Source organism: bacterium (Candidatus Blackallbacteria) CG13_big_fil_rev_8_21_14_2_50_49_14 (genome assembly GCA_002783405.1).
Classification (GTDB): Bacteria; Cyanobacteriota; Sericytochromatia; order UBA7694; family UBA7694.
On record PFGG01000044.1, the window covers coordinates 1 to 21739 of the forward strand.

Consider the following 21739-nt stretch of genomic DNA (forward strand, 5'->3'; position numbering starts at 1 on the left):
TCAGCCTCAGCAACAAGCTCAGCCTCAGGGGCAAGCTCAGCCTCAGGGGCAAGCTCAGCCTCAGCAACAAGCTCAGTCTCAGCAACAAGCTCAGCCTCAGCAACAAGCTCAGTCTCAGCAACAAGCTCAGCCTCAGCAACAAGCTCAGTCTCAGCAACAAGCTCAGCCTCAGGAACTGGCTGTGTGGCGATCCAGGCGTTTACATCCTGCAAAAGCTGCCGGATTATTTCGAGATCGGTCAGGGGATCGGTAACGGGCAGTGAAGCCTCAAGCTTAGACAGGCGTTCCTGCAAGTTCAAAACAGGAGAGCCCTGAGTCGGCGAGCTTACAAAAGGCTGCAAAAGTCTACCAATTTCTGTTAATTGACTTTGCAAGGCAGCTTCAACTTCTGAAAGACGTTTTAAGAAAGCATCTATTTTTTCTGAGCTTCCCAAAAGTACTGTGGCCTGCGCTTCCAAACTTTGCCACTGCTGCTCGGCTTCAGCAGCCGCCAACTCAGGCAGAGCCGCTTCCCATTCTTTGATCTGAACCCGTGAACGGTGAATTTTGGCCAATTCTTCACTGATCTGTGAAGCAACCGGCTGAACCTGTTGCAAGGTCTTACCTGTATAGGCTTCCACCCGCTCTTGGTATTTACGCAAACCAGCATCTGTTGCCAGAAGACGATTCATCAGCAGGCCCGAAGCATCCAAAAGGTCTTGTAATTGACTGTTTAAACCCTGACGCTGTTGTAAACGCAAGAAGAAAATAAACAAACTTGGTCCCAAGACAAGTAAAAACAGGCCCAGGGCAAACCACAGGCCATATTTTTCTAGCAACGGTTCCAGAAATAGTCTCAATTGCTCCAGCATCAGTGGAAATACGCGTCCTTGCTTAAGCTTTGATTTAACAGATTATTATAGCATGGATAAGAGATGCGACCAGCCTCTGCGGCTTTTTGCTGCCTGCTCACAGAGAATCAAAACGCATAATTTTTCGACTAAGCGCAGAACTGGCATTTTGTCTGATTTCTTCTCTTTGCTCCGGCTCAAGAGCGTTTGCGTATTCAATCTGGTCATTAAAAATCTGGCTTAAAAACTCGACAGTCTCTGGTGCAGAAACTTGTGCCAGGGTTTCAATGATTTCCAACTGTTCACGGTAAGAAGCATGCGGGTAATAGTCGACCAAAGCAGGAACGGCTTCGGGCTGGTTAAAACTCCGCAACGCCGAAATCAGAGACAGGGTATCAGGAAATTTTCGCAGGATAAAATAACTGAGCAATTGCTGAAAAAGCTGTATAGGCCCCATTTTACCCAAACGCTGAGCCAACATATAGCGCACCCGAGGGTGAATTTCAGGCGCAAAAAAAAGCTGTTTGAGAAGATACAGAGCTTTTGTTTTGTCCTGTGCAATCAGGTTATCTACAAAAACCGTAATTTCATTAATAAACGTATCTTTTTGCGCCACTTCCCTGATTTGGTCAAGATTATCAATCATAAAACATTCAGACTTCCAATTGCGCCAATTCAACAACTTTACGCGCAATTTCCATGGATGAATCTTTGCGTCCGTTCTTACGGGCCTGTTGTGTCATATAGGCCAAACGCTCCTGATCTTTCAAGAGGTTTTCAACATAATAGGCCCCATCTGAAATATTATGCAAAATACAGGCCGCACCATTTTCCAGCAAATAATCGCTATTGCGCTGCTCTTGCCCTGGAATAGGATTGATAATCATCAGCGGACACTGCGCAGCCAGGGCTTCCGAACTTGAAAGCCCACCGGGTTTGGTAATCACGAGATCAGAAGCCCGCATCAATTCATGCACATTGGTGACAAAGCCATAGACCCGGCATGAAATCGGCAGTGTGGTGGCAATCTGGCTGAGTTCATCCCGCAATTGCTCATTGCGTCCCGCCACCACCAAAAGCTGCATTTCTGTACTGACCGAACGAAAAGAGCGTACCAAGCTGTTCAAATCTCCCACACCATAGCCTCCCCCCATCAAGAGAACGGTGGGCAAATCCTTATTCAGGTTCAGTTTTTCACGCATTTCAGACTGCAAAGGCAAGGTCGCAAAAATGGGGTCAACCGGAATCCCCGTTTGATAAATACTGCTCACACCTGCGCCACGGGTTTCCAATTCGCGCCCCACTTCCTGACTGGCGACAAAATAGGCATTGACCTCTTCAACAATCCACATGGCATGCAAGGCAAAGTCAGTTACAACAGCGTAGAGCGGCAAAGAAGACTTGCGTTTTTTCTTCCAGCGAGAGATTAGCTCCATCGGCAAGAAATGAGTACAAATCACAACATCTGGAGAGAAATCATCTAAAAGCTCACGAAAATCACTGGCTTGAAGACTCTCCATGCTCTGGCGAAGTTTATCATCAATTTTCTCTTTTTCATCCTTATCATAGCGTTCATAAATATAGCCCCAAAGCCGTGGGGAATGCTTGACAAGCGCCAAATAGGAAGTGCTGTAGAGTTTTTTGTAGACGCTATTGATATAGTCGAGGGTATCCACCAATTTCACATTGGCGCCGGGATATAGATTTTGAAAGGCTTTGGCAATCGCTTCGGCAGCGCGCTGATGCCCCGCACCAGCGGTAACATGTGCAATCAAAATGCGAGGAGACTTTTTACCATTGTTAAAATTAACGCTTTTAACCACATCGCCAGCCAAAACCTCGGTACGACCTTCACGTTGGGCATATTCTTCCGCTTTGCGGATGATAGGATCCAGTTTGAGTTCAATTTCTTTGCCTAAAACATCATAGGCTTCTGAATGAAAACTATAGCCCCGGCTGACCTGATCTTTGGCCAGGCGTTTGACTCCGTCATATTTTCCCAACATGCGATTATTCTCCCGGCAGAATTTGTACCCTATTCTAACATAAGGCTCAAGGTACTTAGAGCGCTTGGCCTTTCCTCTTCAAATCATGTAAAACCATTTGAAATCTGAAAAGGTAAAAACCGCTCCTCTCATTCAGCTCAAAACACAGTCTAGAAAACCCTGATTTGCGCAAGAAAAAACCCCGCCGAAGCGGGGATGCGTTATACGGAAGAGGGAAAAAACTAATTTTTAGTACCAGCGAACCTGGGGAGGAACGGTTTTTGAACGATCAATCGCAGCAGAAACGCTGGTGAAGTTGGGCATCCAATAACCATACTGAACGGCATTGGCTGCCATGGCGGCATAGAAGGCACCCTTGTCCAAACCAAAACCACCGGTATAGCGAGAAAGGGTAGGTACATCACCGGCACCACTGGTCTGCATCAGACGGGCAGTAGTTAAATCCACACCGGGAACACGCATCAGATCGGCTTGGCCAGCCCAAGCAGCTACTTGATAATCAACATACTGACGATCTTGTTTGTTCAGGAACAAACCACCGGCGAGGTAAGAAATCATTTTACGTTTGAAAGGCGTGTCTGCAGCATTCAGGAATTTTTCGGAATCGGTAATGCCGACCCAGCTCAAACGATTGGCGATCTTATAATCCAGGGGATTGGGAGGACGCATATTGTCGTCAAAGAACTGATAAAGGGGAACTTTTTGGGTGGGGGCGGCAGGGGCGGTTGTAGCGGCATAGCTATCTGTGCCCATGGTGGGTGAGCCATACATGGCAGTATTCACCTGATTGGCGGCCTTTTCAACGGGAGCTAAGAACTGTTGAATCTTGAGAGCGGTCGGGTTCGTGATTTGCATGGGACCTTTCCTCCATAAATAACGCTTCGATGTTTTACTTATCGCAGCGCAAAGCAGGAAACTTTCTTAGCCTTAGGTTAAGCTCACATGAAAAAAGAGTAAAGCCACAGAATTGCCTTTCTGATCTAAAAAACGGGATCCTGAGAGCGTTTAAGCCTGGGGAGCCAACGCCATGGCTTGAAGATACTGACGGGTAATTTCAGGCACATTTTTCTGGTTATAAATCGCAGAGCCGATCACCATGACATCGGCACCAGCCTCCAGAACCAAAGGCAAGGTTTTAAAGTGAATGCCCCCATCCACCTGCAAACGCAAATCGTTTAAACCACGCGCCTCAGCCATCTGGCGCAGACTGCGCAATTTAACCAAAGCCTGGGGAATAAAGCTTTGTCCCCCAAATCCAGGATTGACCGACATGACCAAAACCAATTTCAGGCGCTCCAAAACATGCTCCAAGACAGAAACAGGCGTGGCTGGGTTCAAGGCCACCCCTGGTAGAGCCCCTGCTTCTTCAATTTGAGAAATCACCCGATCCAGATGAACACACGCTTCAGCATGAACCGTAATCCGATCACAGCCAGCTTTGGCATAGGATTCAATATATTTCTCAGGTTCAGAAATCATCAAATGCGCGTCAAAACACATTTTTGTCAGCGGTCGCAAGCTCTGAATCACAGGAGGGCCCAAGGTTAAATTGGGCACAAAATGTCCGTCCATCACATCCAGATGCACCCAATCGGCGCCTCCGGCCTCAATATCACGCAAAGCCTTGGCCAAATCTGAAAAATCAGCAGAAAGAATAGAGGGAGCCAGCAAAGCACGGCGTTGCGAAGCAGGCAAAGGAAGCGGCTGTTGAGTGGGCTCGGCAGCCAGCGGTTGCAAAAAAGCTTCAATTTCTGGCGTAAATCCGGGCAAAGCGGCGCTGTGGCTTTCCAGGCGGCCCAATGCCTGAAGTGCAGCACGCGCACATTCCTGTTCAGCTTTTTTCTTGGAGCGCCCCTGGCCTTGGCCCATGATCTGCTCATTCAGTGTTACTTGCATGGTAAAAACGCGGTCATGGTCGGGGCCTTCTTCAGCCAAAACCCTATACTCTGGTAAGAGCTTGTATTCTGCCTGGGCATATTCCTGAAACATTGCCTTATAGTTTAAAACCTCGTCGGCTTCTCCCTGAACCGCCATGGCCAATTCAGGCCTGACCAGATTGAGAATCATGCCAGCGGTTGTTTTTAAATCCGTACACAGAAAGACTGCGCCACAGAGGGCTTCAAAAACATTCGCCAAAATCGATTCACGGATTCCCCCAGCCATTCTTTCGGTTGCCCCCAGAACAATATGCGTATCCAAACCTATGCGGGTTGCGGCTTTACAGAGCGCACTGTCTGAAACCACATAGCTGCGCACCTGACTCATTTGCCCTTCAGAAGCAAGCGGAAAACTGCGAAAAAGCCACTCTGTAATACTGGCCTTGATCATGGCATCGCCCAGATATTCAAGGCGCTCATTGTGAACAGCCTCTTCTTGGCCGCGATCGGTCTGAACCGATTTATGGGTCAAAGCCTGTCGTACCAACTGGGGATCCAATTGAAGAGCTGGGATGCCTAATTTTGTTTGTAAAAGAGGAAGTTGAATCGATTCGTGTTCAGGTAAGTTCTTCATGTATGGCTTTCCAAAAGAGTTCAGGTTTGAGTGCGTTTACAGGTTCGTACCTATAAAATACACCCAAAAACTCACGGTTGCCACCCTTCCCCAAAACAGGAGAAACGCTCAGATCGTGCAGATAAAAACCTTCTGCGGCACTGCCCTTCTGAATATTTTCAAGCACTTCAAAATGCACATCGGGTGAATGCACAATGCCCTTGCGGTTTTGCGAAGGAGCCGCTTCAAACTGGGGCTTGATCAAACTGAGTAAAAGCCCCTCTGGGGCGAGCAGCTCCCGCAAAGCAGGCAAAATCTTGAGCAGTGAAATAAACGAAACATCCATCACGGCCAAAGAGGCCTTTTCGGCATCTTCGGCGTATAAATCTTCGGGTTTGAGATAGCGGGCATTGACCTTTTCACGACAAATGACACGGGGATCGTTGCGAATTTTCCAATCCAATTGTCCATAGCCCACATCCACCGCATAGACACGCTGAGCACCTTTTTGCAGCAAACAGTCGGTAAAGCCTCCGGTTGAGGCCCCAATATCCAAACAGATCCGCCCTTGCACTGAGAGTTGAAAGGTCTCAAGGGCGCCCGCAAGTTTCAGTCCGCCACGGCTGACATAGGGGCAATCATTTTGAATCACCGTGATTTGATCCAGCCCAGATAAGGCCAGACCTGCCTTATCAAGAATTTGTGTTCCTTTGCGCACCAAACCCGCCATGATGGCAGCGCGGGCCTTTTCCCGTGTGGGGAAAAGGCCCGCTTCTACCAACAGCAGATCCAACCGCTGCCGACGGGGATCAGGCATCGTCGTGAAGATACTCGTCTAAGCGCTTGCGCTGCCCATAATAGTGCAATTTGCGCAAAGCTTTGGCTTCGATCTGGCGGATACGCTCACGGGTTACGCCCATTTTGGCGCCGATTTCAGCCAGAGAACAGGGCCGATCATCGTTAATTCCGTAACGCATGGTCAGAATTTCACGCTCGCGGGGAGAGAGGGTATCCAATAATTCTTGAATATCCTCTGAAAGCATTTTGTCAATCACGGTCTTGGTAGGATGAACACTGTATTCATCTTCAATCAGATCCACCAGACTGCGATCATCATCGGGCCCAATCGGGGTCGCCAGTGAAACAGTCCGTTTCACCACCCTTTTCAATTGGCGGATTTTGCTCAAAGGCAAACCTGCTGCCGTCGCAAGCTCTTCATCAGAGGGATAATGTCCCAGATCAAAAGTCAGCTGGCGCCGGATTTTTTTCAAACGTTGAATCGCTTCGGTGGCGTGAACAGGCAGACGAATATTACGTCCTTTATCCGCAATCGCGCGGGTAATCGCCTGGCGAATCCACCAGGTAGCATAGGTACTGAAACGATAACCTTTTTTATAGTCGTATTTTTCTACGGCGCGGATCAAACCGGTATTGCCTTCCTGGATCAGATCCAATAAAGGCAGTCCCAAATCGCAGTAGCGTTTGGCAATACTGACCACCAGGCGCAAATTGGCAATGATCAGGTGATTTTTGGCCTGAATATCATTTTTTTCAATCCGCTTGGCAAGATCAATTTCTTCTTTGGCTGTCAGCAGAGGGGTTTTCCCTATCGAGTTCAGGTATACCTGGATGGAGCTGATGTCATCTTCACGATTCAGGTCTTTAGTGGACAGATCGATATCCAGGGACTCAACCTTATCGCCTTCTTCCGCCTTCAAATCATCATTAAAAACATCATCATCATCTTCGGAACCGGCTACAGTCGTTTCTTCGGTCAGGTCGTCTTCCATGAGTTCGTCATCCACCGTTAAGCTATTTGATTTGCTTCTCATTCCTGAATGTTAACGTACTCCTCAAATTATAAATATAAAATTTGGATACCAAAAGTTTACGAAAACGTTAAAAAGAACAGCAGAATTACGCTTTCAATGGTTCCAGAACAAAAAGAATGCTGCAACCATTGATCTTATCACATAGACAAAAACGAAGTCAAAGCTACCCAGAAAATTTTTTGAGATCAAATTTTCAAGGAATGGAAATCAGCTATAATTAGAGCATGCGCAACACCAGCAAAACAATCGCCTCTTTTGCCTTCAAGAGAGGCTGTTTGAGTGTTTTCATACTGGTGCTGCTCAGTCTTTTTTTTCCAGCCCAGGCCCAATCAGGCCTGCCCTCCCCCAACCCCCATTCTCCGCTCACCGATCTATCAGGGACATTAAGTCCTGAATACCTATCTGCCATGAGCGCCCGTCTGGAGCGCTATCCCTTTGAGGTCAGGGCCCTTTATTTGGCCAAAACCCAAAACCTGCAATTGGCCTTTTACGCTGAAAAACTTTTCAAAGCCTGGAAAATGCCCCCCAAAAGCATGCTCATGGTGGTGGCTTTGGACCGCCGCAAAATTGGCCTGCATCTGGGCTCTGAACTGAGAAACGAATTGCGTCAGGTTCCTCCCTCTGAAATGCCAATGGGGTTAAAAAAAAACGAACAAAGTTCTGCTTCCCAACCCCAAACAACCGCAAGCGCAGAGCCGTCTGAAAATGAACATTTGGATCGGTTGCCTGAAGTGATTGAAGAAATTTCACAGTCTCTACAAAAACAAAACAAGCAAGCGCAGCAAGAGCCCCCCCAAAGCGCGGCCTCACGTTCTGAAAACCTGCTGGAGAGCAATATCAACGAAAGCAAGCCGCTCAAACGCCAGGAAAACTTCTCTCCCCGACAATTGCTCCCCGTTTATATTTTTTTAGGAATTCTGTTATTCACCGGCCTCTTTTTTCTCGGCTTTCGTCTCTGGCAAAAACGCCAGGCCCAGGAGGCCTTAATCGACAAATTCTCATTGGAGGGTCAGGCTGCCTTTAATGAGATTGAAATGCTGTATGCCAAATTTGATGGCCTTTTGCCAAACTTTCACAAATACCAGGGGGATACCCGCGAAAAACTCAAACTCTTTCTTCAGGAAGTGTCTGCCCTGCAAAATCAATACGATGATATTTTTGATAATTATGAAGAAGAGGTCAAAGCTTTGGCCCATCAGCAGGAGCAGGCCGATGCCATCGATTTTTTTCTCTCGCTTGAAAAGGGCTTAGAAAAAGGTCAAAAGCTCTTTCAACAAGCGCAAACCATTCTGAAAAATCTGACAGATCTTAACCGCAACAATCAGAATCAACTGGAAAGCCTGCAAACGCAAAAACATAAATTCAGCCAAGAACTTCACGAATTGCGCAAACTTCACCCTCAGTTGAAACTCACCAAGCTTTCTCCCGTTTTTCAGCGCCACCACGAACAATTACAGGAATATGAAAGCCTGAACAGCAAAGATCCGATGCGGGTTGAAAAACAGATTCAGGAATGGCTGAAAGAATTGCGTAAACTGGAACGCGAGATTCAGTCCCTACCCCATCTCTGGCTGCAGTTTCATCAAGACCTGCGCCAAAGGATAGAGGGCTTAAAACAGAGAGCGGCTCAGAAGAAATTAACACCCGCCCAAACCCGTCAATTGGAAGAAGTCCAGCAATTGCATAAAAATATCCTGCAGGCGATTGAAAACGGTGATATGGAACGAATGAACCATCTCAATGAAAGCTTTACCCACCGCTTGCAGGGTTTAGAGAGCGAAATCTAAGGCGTTCAATGCCAGCCCATTTGCCAATTCTGGGAATTTTTGAGTGCTTTCCAATGAATCGTAAAAAAGCGATGTGAATGAATTGCCTCCATTTCAAGTTCATCTGAACCAGGAGCCACCCAATCATGTACCACAAAATGTTTTTCCTGGTTCAAAGGCTCACAGGCCGTCCATTTTGAACCCGGCAGTTTATTTCGGCTGATACGGTTATCCGGCAAGACAGGACGTTGCCGAAGAATCCTTGAAAAAGAAGGTTTTGGCATATTCCAGTCTTAGCATATAAAAGAACTGAAATTCAAGTCTGAGGTTCAGGGTTTAATGACAGGCCTGGGTAGAATAATTTTGATGCCCCCGGTTGGGCTGACAGCGCCAAGCTTCCTCAGCCCGTGTCACGTACCAAAACCCTGGAGACATATATTCAAGATAAATACGGTACCGGCTGGACTGAATTGAGTCATCTAAAAAACCCTGATCGGTAATCACCACACGAACCAAAGCTGGTTTTTCCGGCATACTGAAATATTCCACGCTGCGCTGGGGGGCTTCTGGTATTTCACCGACAAAACGCAAAGCAATCAGAAAAGGGTGACGTGTCCAGGCTTCTTTGTGAATCTGCGCCATTTTTAGTGTCTGATTGAAAGCTTCTCTTCTCAAAATTGGCTTGTAGTCTTCACGGCTAGGCAATTGCACCGGAAAATCTGTAGAGAAAGCAGAAGCGCTCCAAAAAACCAGGCCCAACACAGCACTCAAGCTGAAAATCTGGGCCCGCATCAAAAATCGAGGGATAGAGCTCAGACTTCGGCGACCGCTTTGGCATCAATATGACGCTGACCATTTGAAAGCGTCGCCACCATTTCATCGAGAGAATCCGCATACTCAAGCACCGAGTCAACGACGAAGCAAAAAGTATCAAAGGAAATTTCATCGGCGGGCATGCGGTATTTCAAAATGACCTGATTGTCTACCAGAGCAAATTTGCCGAATACATCGGCAACATTCCAATTCAAGAGGGTTTTATACAAGGCAACTTCGCTCTCAGGACTGAGCTGAATATTGTGGGCAATTGCACCATGAAAATCCAGGAAAACGTGGTCGTCAAATTCTGAAAGATAAAGAACCACAGCGGCACTGCCACGGGTTAAGAGATATTCGCCTTCATTTTCACTATAATCAGCGCCTAAGCGTTTAAAATAGGACTCAATCCGGTGTCTCAGTGCATCCAGTAAAATACTCATCTTTCGTCCACCTTTCCTGTTGATTTCCTCAGGTTCAGCTGCTATCCTGCGATAAGCTGTGAATGTGCGTTTTTGCTTTAAATAGCAAGTGCATCATACCATAAAAAACTTTCCTCTGTTGGTTCAATTTCACCATGCCTTTTGCACCCCATACCTTTCAATTCACGGTCATTACTGGCGCTTCTGGCGCGGGAAAAAGCATGGTTTTGCGACATCTTGAGGATTTAGGTTATTTCTGTGCAGATAATCTGGTGCCTGCACTTTTGGGCTCTTTTGCCGATCTGATTTCTACCCAGTTCAACCGCATTGCCGTGGTCATGGATTTACGCGGAGGGGCATTTTTCGATGAGCTTTCAGGCTGCCTACATACCCTGAAAGAACGGGGCTTTCAATACCAAATCCTGTTCCTGGAAGCCAGTGACGAGGTTTTGGTGCGTCGTTTCAGTGAAACCCGCCGGCGCCATCCCTTACAACATGAAGACATGAGTCTGCTTGAGAGTATTCAAAGAGAAAGAGAACGCCTGCGCGATATTCGCGAGCAAGCTGAAATCATTATCAATACCAGCCTGATGAAAGCAGCTGAACTCAAACAGGTCATTTCTGAACGCCTGATGGGACAAGCCGAATCTCAGCAAGGCCTGGTCGTGAATGTAACTTCTTTTGGCTACCGCTACGGTATTCCCATGGATGCCGATCTGACCTTTGATGTGAGATTCTTACCCAATCCCTACTATAATACCGATTTACGCTCATTTACGGGCCTGGAACGACCCGTGCGCGATTATGTACTCGGAAAACAGGTCACCCAGGAGTTTATCCAGCGTTTCTTTGACTTTATGGCCTATTTGATTCCCCATTACCGCCAGGAAGGCAAAAGCAATTTAACGGTGGCCATTGGCTGCACAGGCGGGCGCCATCGCTCTGTGGCCATTACCCATGAACTGGCACGTGTTCTGCGCACAAAAAATTATTACGTGCTCGAAAAACACCGCGATATCAGCAAGGACGAAGCACGCTACCAGGCAGGACGCAAACAACGTGCAGAAGAGTTGAGCCTGGTCGCTTTGGGCGGAGGGACCGGCCTCTCCACGATCTTAAGAGGCTTTAAACACATTTTTCACGATATCACCGCCATTGTCACCGTTTCAGATGACGGCGGCAGCAGTGGCCGCCTGCGGCGGGAATTGGGAATTATTGCGCCAGGAGATATCCGCAACTGCCTGACGGCTTTGGCCGATGAAGAAGGCCTGCTAACGGCATTGTTTAATTACCGTTTTGAACAGGGCAACAGCGAGCTGGAAGGTCACAGTTTCGGCAACCTCTTTTTAACCGCCATGGCCGAAGTCGTAGGCGACTTTCAAAGCGCCATTCAAGAGTCGAGCAAGGTTTTGGCCATCGGGGGCCGGGTATTGCCGATCTCATTGGACAATATCACGCTCCAGGCCCAGATGCAGGATGGGCAGATCATTGTTGGAGAATCTTCGATTACCTGCTATGGCGGACAGGTTGAAAAACTGGAGCTCAAAGGCGATGAGACACGCCCGCTTCCAGAAGCCTTGGAGGCGATCCGCAAAGCGGATGCTCTGATTCTGGGGCCCGGCAGTCTCTATACGAGCACCCTTCCCCACCTGCTTTTTCCTGAAGTGGTAGAGACCCTCTGCAAACACAGCGGCCCCCGGATTTTTATCTGCAATGTGATGAGCCAACCCGGAGAAACCACTGACTACAGTGTCTGTGATTATATCGAAACGCTCTACCGCCATGCCGGTCAACGCGATTGGCTCGACTGCGTGCTGGTCAATACCCGCCAACCTGACGAGGCCTTGATCCAACGCTACGCAGAAGAGAATTCGCATGTGGTCAGTTTCGATGCTGAACGTCTTGAAAACTATCCCCTCAAAATCGTAAGCGGTGATTTTCTCAGTACGGGGGATTATATCCGCCATGATTCAGAGAAACTGGCAGGGGCCATTCGTCAAATTCTTCAGGAATGGTATTTTCCTCAGCTTTAGAGTCTCAAGCCCTGAGCCTGTAAGGCATCCAAAACCTGCACCATTTCCATGGGCAAGCCCTCATCAGAAATAAAATAGACCTTGCCTTCGCGCACCAGTTTCAAGCGGGTTTCATGCTCATAGGTAAAAAATTCTTTGAGATCCAACATACTGTACCCGCCTGCTTTTCTAACCATTACAGAGGCGATCTGAAAGGTTTCCTCTTCAGGCTTGTGGACAAAATAGGCATTCGCAGGTAAGGCGTCTAGATCTTGCGCAGAAGAGGGGGATTCGCTTTCAGCCTGAGATGTTTCAGAGGTTTGAGACACCTCTGTCAGCGTATCCGATGTAGAGATTTCAGCAGGAGGGATCTGTTCAAGTGAAGGTTCCTCTTCAGCGCTCTCTGGTTCAGCATCCTCCTCACTCTCCCATTCTTCTGGCGTATCGAAAGCCACAGCCGCCTCTGGTTCTTCTAAAAATTCAGAAGGACTGTCAAGCCCCAGCACCACGTCTGGGCCACGCATAAAGGAGAAACGGGCTTCCTGCCCCTGCGCCATAATTTCACGGATCAGAATATCCTCCCAAAAGAGCAAATACTCTGAAGAAGACAGCCCCATAAACTGATAGAAATCTTGAGCCCCGCTCATAATCTGAAACATCAACAGGCATTTCAATATACCCACCCGACGAGGGGGCACGCCAGAATTCAAAAGAAAACAAACGCCCAAATCACAGAGGGGCTGAAGCGGTTCAATGGCAGCGTCAATTTCTTGGCGAGCTTGAACTTCAGTCTCACTTTTCTGCCAGCTAAAAAATAACCCCAGAATTTTTAAGGCATACTGGTGTTCATACAAATCCAGCTCAGGATTCAATAAACGTAAAAGAATTTGATACTGCTGTGTTTCTGCAACTTCGGCTTTCTGCTGTTGAAGATAGTAAAGCAGGTGTTTTAAGGCATAAAAAACAAGATAGCAAAACATTTGATGTTTATTGGTAAAATAGCGATAAATCGAGGCTTCGGTAGAACCCATCTGTTCCGCCAATTTCTTAAAGGTCAAGCGTTCTAAACCCTGAGCAATTAAAAAATCGATCGCTTCACGGATTAGTTTCTTGCCCAAACGACTGGTTTCAGGCTCCTTGCGAAAGAGAACAATTGGCGTATTGTAAGTATCACCCATTTCAAGCTGCACTTTATGTTTCCTTTTTTTAAGCATACCAAAATTCACAAACTTCTAAACCCGATTCTCAGCCAAATAATCTACAGAGAGAGATGAATACCTGCCTATTTAAGCAACAATTCATCCTATCTGACACCTAAAAATACGTTCAAAGTTCAAAGGCCCATGCATAAGACACCTTGCTCTTAAGCTATAATTATCTATTAAAGGGTGTATCGCATTGTCAAAAAAATCGGGTCTTTCACATACATTTATGCCATTATATCTTCGCTGGATTTTACCAATTCTGGTTGTTTTGTCAATTTTATTCGGCATTTTCGTGCCGGGCATGAATGCTGAAGCCCATCCTGAAAACCTCCAGTTAAACGATGCGGATCGCCTTTGGGTCATGATTTCAGCCGCATTGGTCTTTACCATGCAAGCCGGTTTTCTTTGTTTGGAAACGGGGTTAACCCGCAATAAACATGTCATTTCAGTTGCCCTCAAAAACGTAGCCGATTGGTGTATTGCCAGCCTTTGCTTTTATCTGCTGGGCTTTGGCCTGATGTACGGAGAAAGCATTCACGGCCTGCTGGGCAGCAACCTGTTTGCCTTCACGGATCTCAATCTGCCCAATACCCTGCCCTTGGGGATCGTCTTTTTTCTTTTTCAATTGGCCTATGCAGGCACGGCTACCACCATCGTTTCGGGGGCCATGGCCGAACGCACAGCCTTTATTCCCTACCTGATTGCGACCGCCGTCGTAAGTGCCTTGATTTTTCCCATTTATGGTCATTGGGTCTGGGGAGACGTCTTTTTGAACCACAATCACGCCTGGCTGAAGCAAATCGGCTATGTGGATTTCGCAGGAGCGAGCGTTGTTCACATCATTGGGGGAACGGTTTCTCTGATGGGGATTTGGTTGGTAGGGCCCCGTCTGGGACGGTTCGACAGAAAAGGACACCTGCGCAAATTCGAGCCTTCGAATATTGCTTTGGCCGGGGCTGGCGTACTGGTGCTCTGGCTGGGATGGTGGGGTTTCAATGGCGGCAGTCTGTTTCAATTTAAATCGAGCGAGGTTGCCAGCATTATCTTGAACACCAATATGGCTGGTGCAGCTGGCGCTCTCAGCGCCTATCTGCACGGCGCATTTTTTCAAAAGCAACGTGATCTGATGGAGAAATTGATTGGGGGCACCCTGGGAGGTCTGGTGGCGGTCACAGCCTTGGCCAATATCGTTTCGCCCCTGGGCGCGATTGCCACAGGCATTCTCGCGGGTATTCTTCACAATCTGGCCTTTGTCTTTTTGAGCCACAAACTTAAATTGGATGATCCGGTTGGGGCTGTTCCCGTCCATGCTGTTTGTGGCAGTCTGGGCATCCTCTGTGTTCCTCTCTTTGGCAAAGCAGAACTGCTCCCTGCTGGCTCTCGACTGGCTCAATTGGGCGTGCAGGTTCTGGGGCTGGGGGTCTGTTTGCTCTGGACCTGCCTGACAGCCGGTCTGATGTTTTTTGTTCTGAAAAAATATATTGGTTTGCGGGTTTCTCCGCTGGAGGAAATGCAGGGAGTGTCCTTGGCCCGGCTTTTGCCGGAAGAAACCCCCTTGACCGAGGCAGAACTGGATTCGCTGCTCGAAGCAGAGCATAGCTAAGCGCATGTTTCTGCTCGTTTAAACTCAAGAACCTGCAATCGATGATTGCCCCGATCCAAAATAAAGACCTGCCCTTCAGGTGAAATCGCAACCGATTCCGGATTGTTAAATTCTCCGTTGTTCACACCTTTTTTACCATAGGCGCAGAGCCATTTTCCCTCACGATCAAAAATCTGCACCCGATGTCCCAGCACATCAGTCACAAAGATATGGCCTTCACGATCAACCGCAATGCCCTTGGGAATGACAAAATCCCCCTTGCCTGTTCCCCGTTTGCCAAAAATCAACACCTGCTGATGCGCAGCGTTCAAAACATGTACCTGGGACAAACCGTGATCGAGAATATACAAATGGGTATCACTGGCAAAAATTCCAGAGGGATTTTTAAATTCACCTGATTCAGAAGGATTCAAAATGACCTCCTGAATCATGCCTTGCTGATCGAAAACATGCACCTTATGCGCTTCTGGATCGGTAACATAAATTTTGCTGTTGAAATAAGCCAAACCAAAAGCCGAGACCAGTTTTCCCGGTGTATCCCCTTTTCCCCCAAAGGATTCAAGCAGTTTGCCTTCCCCATCGAAAACCCGAACCAAGGCGTCGGCGGCATCTAAAACATAGATTTTCCCTTCAGGGCTGGTAGCGACGGCACAAGGGGCTTTCATTTCTTCAATCAGAATCTGAAGTTTGCTATGCCCTTGAGCGTCTAAAACCTGCACGCGACCATTCTGAGTATCTGCCACCAAGAGATGATGGGTGCGCAGACAGGCATAAACCCAACGCGGCGAGGCAAATTCTCCCGGAGCGGAACCACTGCGACCTAAAATCTGTTTAAACTCCAAACACTTCGGAATCTGATCCTGTTTTTTTGTTTCAAGCGTTGTCCTTTGCACCAAGGCCTCAGATTTTTCTTCAAAACCCTCAAGATCAACCTGCGCCAAATGTTGATCGCCGGTTTTTTCCTGAATAATTTGAATGATTTTTTTGACCTCATCCACTGCATTGGATTTGAGAATATAGTCCACAATGCCTTTTTTCATCAGGTTGATAATCGTCTGGGGATGAGAAGTCGAGGTAACGACAATAATCGGCATATGCCTGGCCTTATCCAAGACCTGATCAGAATAGCCATCTTTCAGCAGATAATCGCAGATCAAGAAATCAAAATCATGTTTTCCCAAAAGTTGCAGGGCTTCAGCAACCGTATCTACCTGCATCCAATCAAAGGGTAAACCTTCCTGTTTGATCAGGTCTGAGAAAATACGTTTGCGGATCGGATCATCCTCAAGATGCAATAATTTATATTTGCCCAGCTTGATCCGCCCCGTGGTAATCGCAGTCATACGAAACGGCGCCATCGCCGTATCCGATTTCTGCAGACGACTGGCAGAGGCAATTTCACCGTCCATAATCGGTTCTTGCAATTCACGGTGACTCAAACTGATCTTGTAAGCCAAAAGCTCCTGCATAACTTCACGGGCCTTGGCAAAACGTTTCATGGGGTCTTTTTCAAGACAGCGCAAAATCACCTGCTCAATTTTATCGGGCAACTTGGGATTGTATTTACTGGGAGAAACCGGCAAATCATTCATCACCTTGATAATCGTCGCGCCGACCGTATCCCCATCAAAGGGCAATTTGCGTGTAAACAGCTCATACATCATCACGCCCAAAGAGAATAGATCTGCACGGGTCGAAACATTTTTGGAATTATAAAGCTGTTCTGGAGAGATATAGGCTATCGTTCCCAAAATGGTGCCATCCTGGGTTAAATTACTGCTTTTGCTCTCCAGCCCCGCAATCCCAAAATCCATAATTTTGACAATATCGTCTTGCAGAATTTTGACATTGTCGGGTTTGATATCGCGGTGAATCACCCCTTTGCTGTGGGCATGATCCAGTGCGCTCGCGACCTGAATCAAGATATCGAGAAGCTCTTCAAGTAAAAAATTATGGCCTTGGTCCAAATAGTCTTTTAGGGTATTGCCTGGAAGATATTCCATCGCAATAAAATGACGTTTATTATCTTCTCCCACATCAAAAATCGTCACAATATTGGGATGGTTCAAGGTTGAGGTGGTACGGGCCTCTCGCTGAAAGCGGCTGATGACATCTTCACGATCCCGCCCCTGAATAGTTCGGCTGAGTACCAATTCTTTCAGCGCCACTTCGCGCCCCAAACGAATATCCTCAGCCAGATAGACCAGCCCCATGCCTCCCCGACCAATTTCACGTATCACCCGATACTTGCCCAAAACCAGGGCCCCTATCAGGGAGGTGTTTTCATCACTCATACCAAAACTCTTCTCTTTAAAACTCTTCTCTTGATATCCACACGGTTCATCTCACAAATTTAGAGATAGCGACTGACAATCTCTAAAAAGGTTTGCTGATTAAAATTATTTTTTTGAATAAAATCATCGGCCCCAGCCTGTTTTCCTTTTTTCTGGAACTCAGGATCACCGTAAGAGGTGACCATTAAAACCGGCACCCGTTGATGTTGAGAATCCTTGCGAATCCAACTGGTCAGCTCAAAACCATCCATTTTTGGCATTTCAACGTCTGTGATCACCAAATCAGGAAGGTGTTCCTGAAACATGCTTTGTCCTTCCAGGCCATCTTTGCCCAAAACCACCTCAAAGCCTGCAGACTCCAACATTTTCTTTTGCAAAACCCGGGTGGTCAGTGCATCGTCTACGATTAAAACCAACTTTTTCTGTCGGCCAGAACTTGCGGCAGGCGTTGCCGGAGCGACAGGCGTTGCCGAATCGGCAGCAGAAAGACTGGCTGAGCCCATATTTTTTTCACGCTGCAAGAGCTCCAACTGCTGTTTCAACTGTTCAATTTCAGCATTTTTATTGCGCTCCAGCTCGGCCAGTTGCGCCTTAAAACCAGGTTCAAGCTCTTGCTTTTCAAGCTCAAACTGACGCAATTGCCCCTGTAAGAAACCTTTTTGCTGTTGCAAGGCCGTAGTTTCTTCCTTTGCCTGCTCCAACTGCGTCTTGAGTTCAGCAAGCTCCTGTTCCAGTCCTGCATTCTGGGCGCCTTGAATTTCTGAGCCTGCTGAACGCAATTGCGCTAATTCAGACTTGACCTGGTCCAATTCCAAAACAACACTGAGCTTTGCTTGCTCTAACGCTTGCAGTTGAGCCTCCAAATCAGCCTGAATCTTCTGGGGCTTTTCGTGGGCCGTATCCAGCTCAGCCTGCTTGGAATCAAGGGTCGCTTGCAGCGATTGTTGCTGTGTTTGCATGTGCTCTAAACTTGTTTGAGTCTGCTCAAGCTGGGCACGCAAATCATTTATTTGCGTCTCATGCTCTTTGGCTAAACTCGCCAACTCCTGTTTATAGACACCTGCCATTAGTCTTTTCAGCATGGGGCTTTCCTTTCTTTTTCCATGATTTCAGATCGCTCCCAGGCTGATGGATGTGATTTTGCCTGAGTCGCAAAAAAACGAGATCTTATTCCAGACCGAAAAACTCTGGTCTGAAAAACGGGGTTTGCCATAAATCAATACGGCTTTGTGAATATCATCGCCAATCTTGATGCCGCGACTGGTCTTGCCCCGAAAATGGGTATCGAAGACCATTTCTTCAACACAGCCATTGGCATCCAGTTGCAGCGTAAAACCAAAATCATCGTAGACCAGAGAATATTCATCAGAATCAGTTAAACTGGGTTCTTTTTTATAATATTGAAGCAATTGCAAAGCTTCTTCGCGTGAAGTTTCGCCCACAATAATACCTGCGAACTCCCCCAGTCGTTCGCCAATCGTGAGCTCATTAAATTTTTGTTGACTGGCAATATACTCCTCAATTTTGGCGGAGCTTACACGCAAATGAAAGGTCTCACGGCCAAACTGTCTGCTGTCATCCAATTGCGACATCGAGCCGTCTAAACGCCCCATGGTACGCATGATCAAACGGGTCAAAGGCATGTCAATGCTCTGTTGGGCGGGGGGTGCAAAAAAGAGTTCGCTGAGAAAACCGCGCTGAATTTTTACAATTTCAAAAAACGCCTCTTCCCCCTCCATCTCTCCATATTCAGCGTGAATCACACTGCCTTCTTTCATATACAAAAAACCTTTGATATTTAAGGCCAGGTCATGCACCTTATATGCCTTACAGGCCTTGCCAAACGAAATCACCTGCAAAAAATCCAGCAGGTTGATATTGCGAATTTTGCCTGCAAAATAGCGCTGGGAAAACAAATAACGGATAAAAGCCTCAAGCTCTCCCAAAATCACAGGTTTGCGAAATACTTTTACAGCACCATACTGGGCTGCGAATTTTACAATATGATCCGATACCAGACTGGTCATCAGAATAACTTTGGCATTCAGTCCCCGATCATGAATCCATTCCAAAAATTCAAGACCGGTCATATCTGCCATATACACATCCGCCAGCACCAAATCACAGGGATTCTCACTGAGCCATTGCACCCCCTCGCGGGCAGAGGCCAAGCCCTTGACCGAAAAGCCCTGCATGCTGAAATAGTCCACCATCATGCGCCGGATCAAATTATCGTCATCCACAATCAGCATCAAAGGAAGCGATTCAGCATTCTCTTTTTTCCCCAAAGCCAGAGAATCATGGGTGCCCTTATCGCGATCCTGTTCGTCAATCACCGTCGCAATGCCCATAATCAACATATCAAAGGGCATATAAATGGTTTCTTCCTCAGGCTCAGACCAAGGTAAAATCTCGCTAAAGGTTCCTTTGGGCATGCGCATAATCCGCAGAAGAGCGTCTTCTCCCTCCTGTTCACCGATCTCAGCGTGAACCACCTTGCCCGAATTAAAATAGATCATGCCATCCTGATCGCTGAGCGGATCAGCCAGGCTGATCGAACGGGGGCGGCCAGAAAGGATACACAGCTGCGCCAGGTCAAAGAGGATAATATCTTTAATTTGAATATCAAACCCCCGTTTGTTGATTTTCAAAGTGATGATTTGCATGAGGGTATCGTAGTTATTCGATTTAATAAAATAGAGCGCCTCATGCTCGAGCACAAAAGCTTTAACCTCTTCTTGCATGGAGGGCGCCATCATGATCACATGCAAAAGTGGTTTGTTTTTTTTAAGCCAAAGCAAAAAATCAAGACCACTGACACCGGAAAGATTCACTTCGGCCAGCACCAGATTAAAATTCTGATGGCGAATCAAATCTACCGCCTCAAGCACGGTTTCAACTGAAATGACCAAATAGCCATGTGCATGAAGATGTTGCGTCAGTATCATGCGCATCAGTCGAGAATCATCGACAATCAGAATCCTGGGTTTATTTTCTAAGGACATTGCTCAATAATCCAGGATAAGTTTGTTGCTTACTTCACAATCAAGGTTTCGTCACTGAGCAGGCCATCGCCATCCAGAACATGCACCATATCGTGAGTCATACCAATCAGAAAGCGGTTAATACGGGCATTGTCAGAAACTTCAAAAGGATGAACATCTTCCCGGCTGAGCGGGTAAATATCTTCAATCGACTCCACCAAAACGCCAAAATCCAGTTTTCCCTGCGTGACACGAAACATCGGATATTGCTCTTGTTCTTTCAGTTCAGGATTGCCCACAAATGCAGCCAAATCCATCACCGAGAGAATATCTCCGCGCACATTGACGATTCCCTTGATAAAATCAGGCACACAGGGCACAAAAATGGGGCGAACTTCAAGATGTAATTCCTGAACATAATGTTTTTCCAAGGCATAACGCACGCCATTGATGGTAAACATTAAAAAATCAACTTTTTCACCCTGTGATTGCGCTTCATCCTGATGAGAACGCCGGGCCAACTCCTCGGTTCTGCGATTCAGAATACTGAGTTCCTGGGGTCTGATATTTAAACTGATTTCGGACATGAAAGGCTCCTGATTTTTAAGACGCTTCTAATTTTTAAACACTCTGCAAAGAAGTACGAATATCCTGTACAATCCGCTTCAAATTGAGAACTGGGTGAATCCGAGTTTCATGCTGTAAAGCAGAGTTGAAATATTCCTGCTCGATGGCTTCATAGGCAATCAGAGCCTCCACAGGAAGATCCAATACACTGACAATTTCATTCAAAACCAGTGCAAAGGTTTGATTGGCATAGCGCACAACAACCATGGCGCTATCAGCACCATAAGGCGCTGCTTCCTGTTGCAGATAACGGTTACTGTCCATCACAGGAATCATATCTCCACGGTAGTTGATCAAACCGTCCAAACGCCCTGCTTCTGAAGGCAAACGCGTAATTTGAACCATGCGGATAATCTCCACAATATGATCCGCATCTACGGCAAACGTACTCTCTTGGGTCTGACACAATACAAAAAGCACGGCGCAATCCTCCTTAGTAGGTCCGCTTCGCGGGCTTCAAACGACTCAAGGTTTTTACATTGGTTAAAATCTTAACAGCAAGGGTGTTATAGTCCATATTTTTTGGTTTTTCCATAAAACCAACCGCCCCTAATTTCATAACTTCGTTTTTCTTTTCTTCAGGAGGCTCTGCAGAAGTAATCACAAGAATTGGAGTAGGTTGAGAACTCATGATCTGCTTAATCGCTTCTGGTGCATTCTGTTTGGGCATGCGGTAATCCATAAGCACAATATCGGGTTTGAGCTCCAGCGTTTTCTTTACTGCATCCTGACCATCAGAGGCCATGCCCACGACCTTGATGGAAGTGTCTTTTTCAAGCACCCCAGCCAAGAGTTTTTGAATAATCGAAGAATCTTCTGCAATCAATACATTGGTCATTTTGGGTTTTCCTTTCT

The 21739-nt window shown here is 47.0% G+C and carries 20 protein-coding genes; 3 read left to right on the forward strand and 17 right to left on the reverse strand.

The window, feature by feature from the left end:
* The 7 genes from COW20_10535 to COW20_10565 all read right to left on the reverse strand — a co-directional run.
* Positions 1-851: hypothetical protein (locus COW20_10535; GenBank protein PIW48098.1), on the reverse strand; the 851-nt coding region annotated here is incomplete at its 3' end.
* A 97-nt stretch (positions 852-948) separates the two neighbouring features.
* Entirely contained in the window at positions 949-1476 is a 528-nt protein-coding gene (locus COW20_10540) for a hypothetical protein (protein PIW48099.1), read from the reverse strand.
* Between the two features lie 7 nt (positions 1477-1483).
* A complete protein-coding gene (locus tag COW20_10545) occupies positions 1484-2836 on the reverse strand; it encodes a hypothetical protein (GenBank protein PIW48100.1) in 1353 nt (450 codons plus the stop codon).
* A 228-nt stretch (positions 2837-3064) separates the two neighbouring features.
* The gene (locus tag COW20_10550) at positions 3065-3691 is read right to left on the reverse strand and encodes a hypothetical protein (GenBank protein ID PIW48101.1); all 627 of its coding nucleotides are present in this window, start codon (positions 3689-3691) and stop codon (positions 3065-3067) included.
* A gap of 150 nt (positions 3692-3841) precedes the next feature.
* Positions 3842-4705, reverse strand: a complete 864-nt coding sequence (locus tag COW20_10555) for a ribulose-phosphate 3-epimerase (GenBank protein ID PIW48129.1) — start codon at positions 4703-4705, stop codon at positions 3842-3844.
* Between the two features lie 625 nt (positions 4706-5330).
* Positions 5331-6143 (reverse strand): TlyA family rRNA (cytidine-2'-O)-methyltransferase, encoded by an 813-nt coding sequence (locus COW20_10560; GenBank protein PIW48102.1) that lies wholly within the window; start codon positions 6141-6143, stop codon positions 5331-5333.
* Complete coding sequence (locus tag COW20_10565; protein ID PIW48103.1) at positions 6136-7158, reverse strand: hypothetical protein; 1023 nt, start codon at positions 7156-7158, stop codon at positions 6136-6138. The genes COW20_10560 and COW20_10565 overlap by 8 nt, the downstream gene beginning before the upstream one ends.
* Before the next feature lie 224 nt (positions 7159-7382).
* Here COW20_10565 and COW20_10570 point away from each other — a divergent pair, with 224 nt between their 5' ends.
* A complete protein-coding gene (locus COW20_10570; GenBank protein PIW48104.1) occupies positions 7383-8945 on the forward strand; it encodes a hypothetical protein in 1563 nt (520 codons plus the stop codon).
* A 5-nt stretch (positions 8946-8950) separates the two neighbouring features.
* On the opposite strand, the gene COW20_10575 is transcribed toward COW20_10570, so the two are convergent.
* From COW20_10575 to COW20_10585, 3 genes are read right to left on the reverse strand one after another with little or no spacing between them, the layout of a single operon-like run.
* Positions 8951-9208: a TIGR02450 family Trp-rich protein gene (locus tag COW20_10575; GenBank protein PIW48105.1), complete on the reverse strand. Its 258-nt coding sequence runs from the start codon at positions 9206-9208 to the stop codon at positions 8951-8953.
* A 52-nt stretch (positions 9209-9260) separates the two neighbouring features.
* Complete coding sequence (locus tag COW20_10580; GenBank protein ID PIW48106.1) at positions 9261-9716, reverse strand: hypothetical protein; 456 nt, start codon at positions 9714-9716, stop codon at positions 9261-9263.
* Between the two features lie 20 nt (positions 9717-9736).
* A complete protein-coding gene (locus COW20_10585; protein PIW48107.1) occupies positions 9737-10180 on the reverse strand; it encodes a hypothetical protein in 444 nt (147 codons plus the stop codon).
* A 134-nt stretch (positions 10181-10314) separates the two neighbouring features.
* Here COW20_10585 and COW20_10590 point away from each other — a divergent pair, with 134 nt between their 5' ends.
* Positions 10315-12192, forward strand: coding sequence for an RNase adapter RapZ (locus COW20_10590; protein PIW48108.1), 1878 nt, complete (start codon positions 10315-10317; stop codon positions 12190-12192).
* On the opposite strand, the gene COW20_10595 is transcribed toward COW20_10590, so the two are convergent.
* Positions 12189-13385, reverse strand: coding sequence for a hypothetical protein (locus tag COW20_10595; protein ID PIW48109.1), 1197 nt, complete (start codon positions 13383-13385; stop codon positions 12189-12191). The genes COW20_10590 and COW20_10595 overlap by 4 nt on opposite strands.
* A gap of 217 nt (positions 13386-13602) precedes the next feature.
* On the opposite strand from COW20_10595, the gene COW20_10600 reads away from it, so the two are divergent.
* On the forward strand, positions 13603-14979 hold the full coding sequence (locus COW20_10600; protein ID PIW48110.1) for an ammonium transporter: 1377 nt from the start codon (positions 13603-13605) through the stop codon (positions 14977-14979).
* On the opposite strand, the gene COW20_10605 is transcribed toward COW20_10600, so the two are convergent.
* Genes COW20_10605 through COW20_10630 form a run of 6 tightly spaced genes read right to left on the reverse strand, consistent with a single transcriptional unit; the run spans position 14976 to position 21722 of the window.
* Positions 14976-17273 carry a hypothetical protein gene (locus tag COW20_10605; GenBank protein ID PIW48111.1) on the reverse strand — a complete coding sequence of 766 codons (2298 nt, stop codon included), beginning with the start codon at positions 17271-17273 and terminating at the stop codon, positions 14976-14978. The two genes, COW20_10600 and COW20_10605, sit on opposite strands and share 4 nt — an antisense overlap.
* A 59-nt stretch (positions 17274-17332) precedes the next feature.
* Positions 17333-18355 carry a hypothetical protein gene (locus COW20_10610; protein PIW48112.1) on the reverse strand — a complete coding sequence of 341 codons (1023 nt, stop codon included), beginning with the start codon at positions 18353-18355 and terminating at the stop codon, positions 17333-17335.
* A 27-nt stretch (positions 18356-18382) separates the two neighbouring features.
* Positions 18383-20278, reverse strand: coding sequence for a hypothetical protein (locus tag COW20_10615; protein PIW48113.1), 1896 nt, complete (start codon positions 20276-20278; stop codon positions 18383-18385).
* A gap of 29 nt (positions 20279-20307) precedes the next feature.
* Positions 20308-20844, reverse strand: coding sequence for a hypothetical protein (locus COW20_10620; protein ID PIW48114.1), 537 nt, complete (start codon positions 20842-20844; stop codon positions 20308-20310).
* A 34-nt stretch (positions 20845-20878) separates the two neighbouring features.
* A complete protein-coding gene (locus COW20_10625) occupies positions 20879-21304 on the reverse strand; it encodes a hypothetical protein (GenBank protein ID PIW48115.1) in 426 nt (141 codons plus the stop codon).
* 13 nt (positions 21305-21317) lie between these two features.
* On the reverse strand, positions 21318-21722 hold the full coding sequence (locus COW20_10630) for a hypothetical protein (protein ID PIW48116.1): 405 nt from the start codon (positions 21720-21722) through the stop codon (positions 21318-21320).
* Positions 21723-21739: the final 17 nt, after the last annotated feature.

Excerpts from the sequence above, each read along its gene's own strand:
- COW20_10540 (PIW48099.1), bottom strand. The coding sequence starts at position 1,476 with ATGATTGATAATCTTGACCAAATCAGGGAAGTGGCGCAAAAAGATACG.
- COW20_10545 (PIW48100.1), bottom strand. The coding sequence starts at position 2,836 with ATGTTGGGAAAATATGACGGAGTCAAACGCCTGGCCAAAGATCAGGTC.
- COW20_10550 (PIW48101.1), bottom strand. The coding sequence starts at position 3,691 with ATGCAAATCACGAACCCGACCGCTCTCAAGATTCAACAGTTCTTAGCT.
- COW20_10555 (PIW48129.1), bottom strand. The coding sequence starts at position 4,705 with ATGGGCCAAGGCCAGGGGCGCTCCAAGAAAAAAGCTGAACAGGAATGT.
- COW20_10560 (PIW48102.1), bottom strand. The coding sequence starts at position 6,143 with ATGCCTGATCCCCGTCGGCAGCGGTTGGATCTGCTGTTGGTAGAAGCG.
- COW20_10565 (PIW48103.1), bottom strand. The coding sequence starts at position 7,158 with ATGAGAAGCAAATCAAATAGCTTAACGGTGGATGACGAACTCATGGAA.
- COW20_10570 (PIW48104.1), top strand. The coding sequence starts at position 7,383 with ATGCGCAACACCAGCAAAACAATCGCCTCTTTTGCCTTCAAGAGAGGC.
- COW20_10575 (PIW48105.1), bottom strand. The coding sequence starts at position 9,208 with ATGCCAAAACCTTCTTTTTCAAGGATTCTTCGGCAACGTCCTGTCTTG.
- COW20_10580 (PIW48106.1), bottom strand. The coding sequence starts at position 9,716 with ATGCGGGCCCAGATTTTCAGCTTGAGTGCTGTGTTGGGCCTGGTTTTT.
- COW20_10585 (PIW48107.1), bottom strand. The coding sequence starts at position 10,180 with ATGAGTATTTTACTGGATGCACTGAGACACCGGATTGAGTCCTATTTT.
- COW20_10590 (PIW48108.1), top strand. The coding sequence starts at position 10,315 with ATGCCTTTTGCACCCCATACCTTTCAATTCACGGTCATTACTGGCGCT.
- COW20_10595 (PIW48109.1), bottom strand. The coding sequence starts at position 13,385 with ATGCTTAAAAAAAGGAAACATAAAGTGCAGCTTGAAATGGGTGATACT.
- COW20_10600 (PIW48110.1), top strand. The coding sequence starts at position 13,603 with ATGCCATTATATCTTCGCTGGATTTTACCAATTCTGGTTGTTTTGTCA.
- COW20_10605 (PIW48111.1), bottom strand. The coding sequence starts at position 17,273 with ATGAGTGATGAAAACACCTCCCTGATAGGGGCCCTGGTTTTGGGCAAG.
- COW20_10610 (PIW48112.1), bottom strand. The coding sequence starts at position 18,355 with ATGCTGAAAAGACTAATGGCAGGTGTCTATAAACAGGAGTTGGCGAGT.
- COW20_10615 (PIW48113.1), bottom strand. The coding sequence starts at position 20,278 with ATGTCCTTAGAAAATAAACCCAGGATTCTGATTGTCGATGATTCTCGA.
- COW20_10620 (PIW48114.1), bottom strand. The coding sequence starts at position 20,844 with ATGTCCGAAATCAGTTTAAATATCAGACCCCAGGAACTCAGTATTCTG.
- COW20_10630 (PIW48116.1), bottom strand. The coding sequence starts at position 21,722 with ATGACCAATGTATTGATTGCAGAAGATTCTTCGATTATTCAAAAACTC.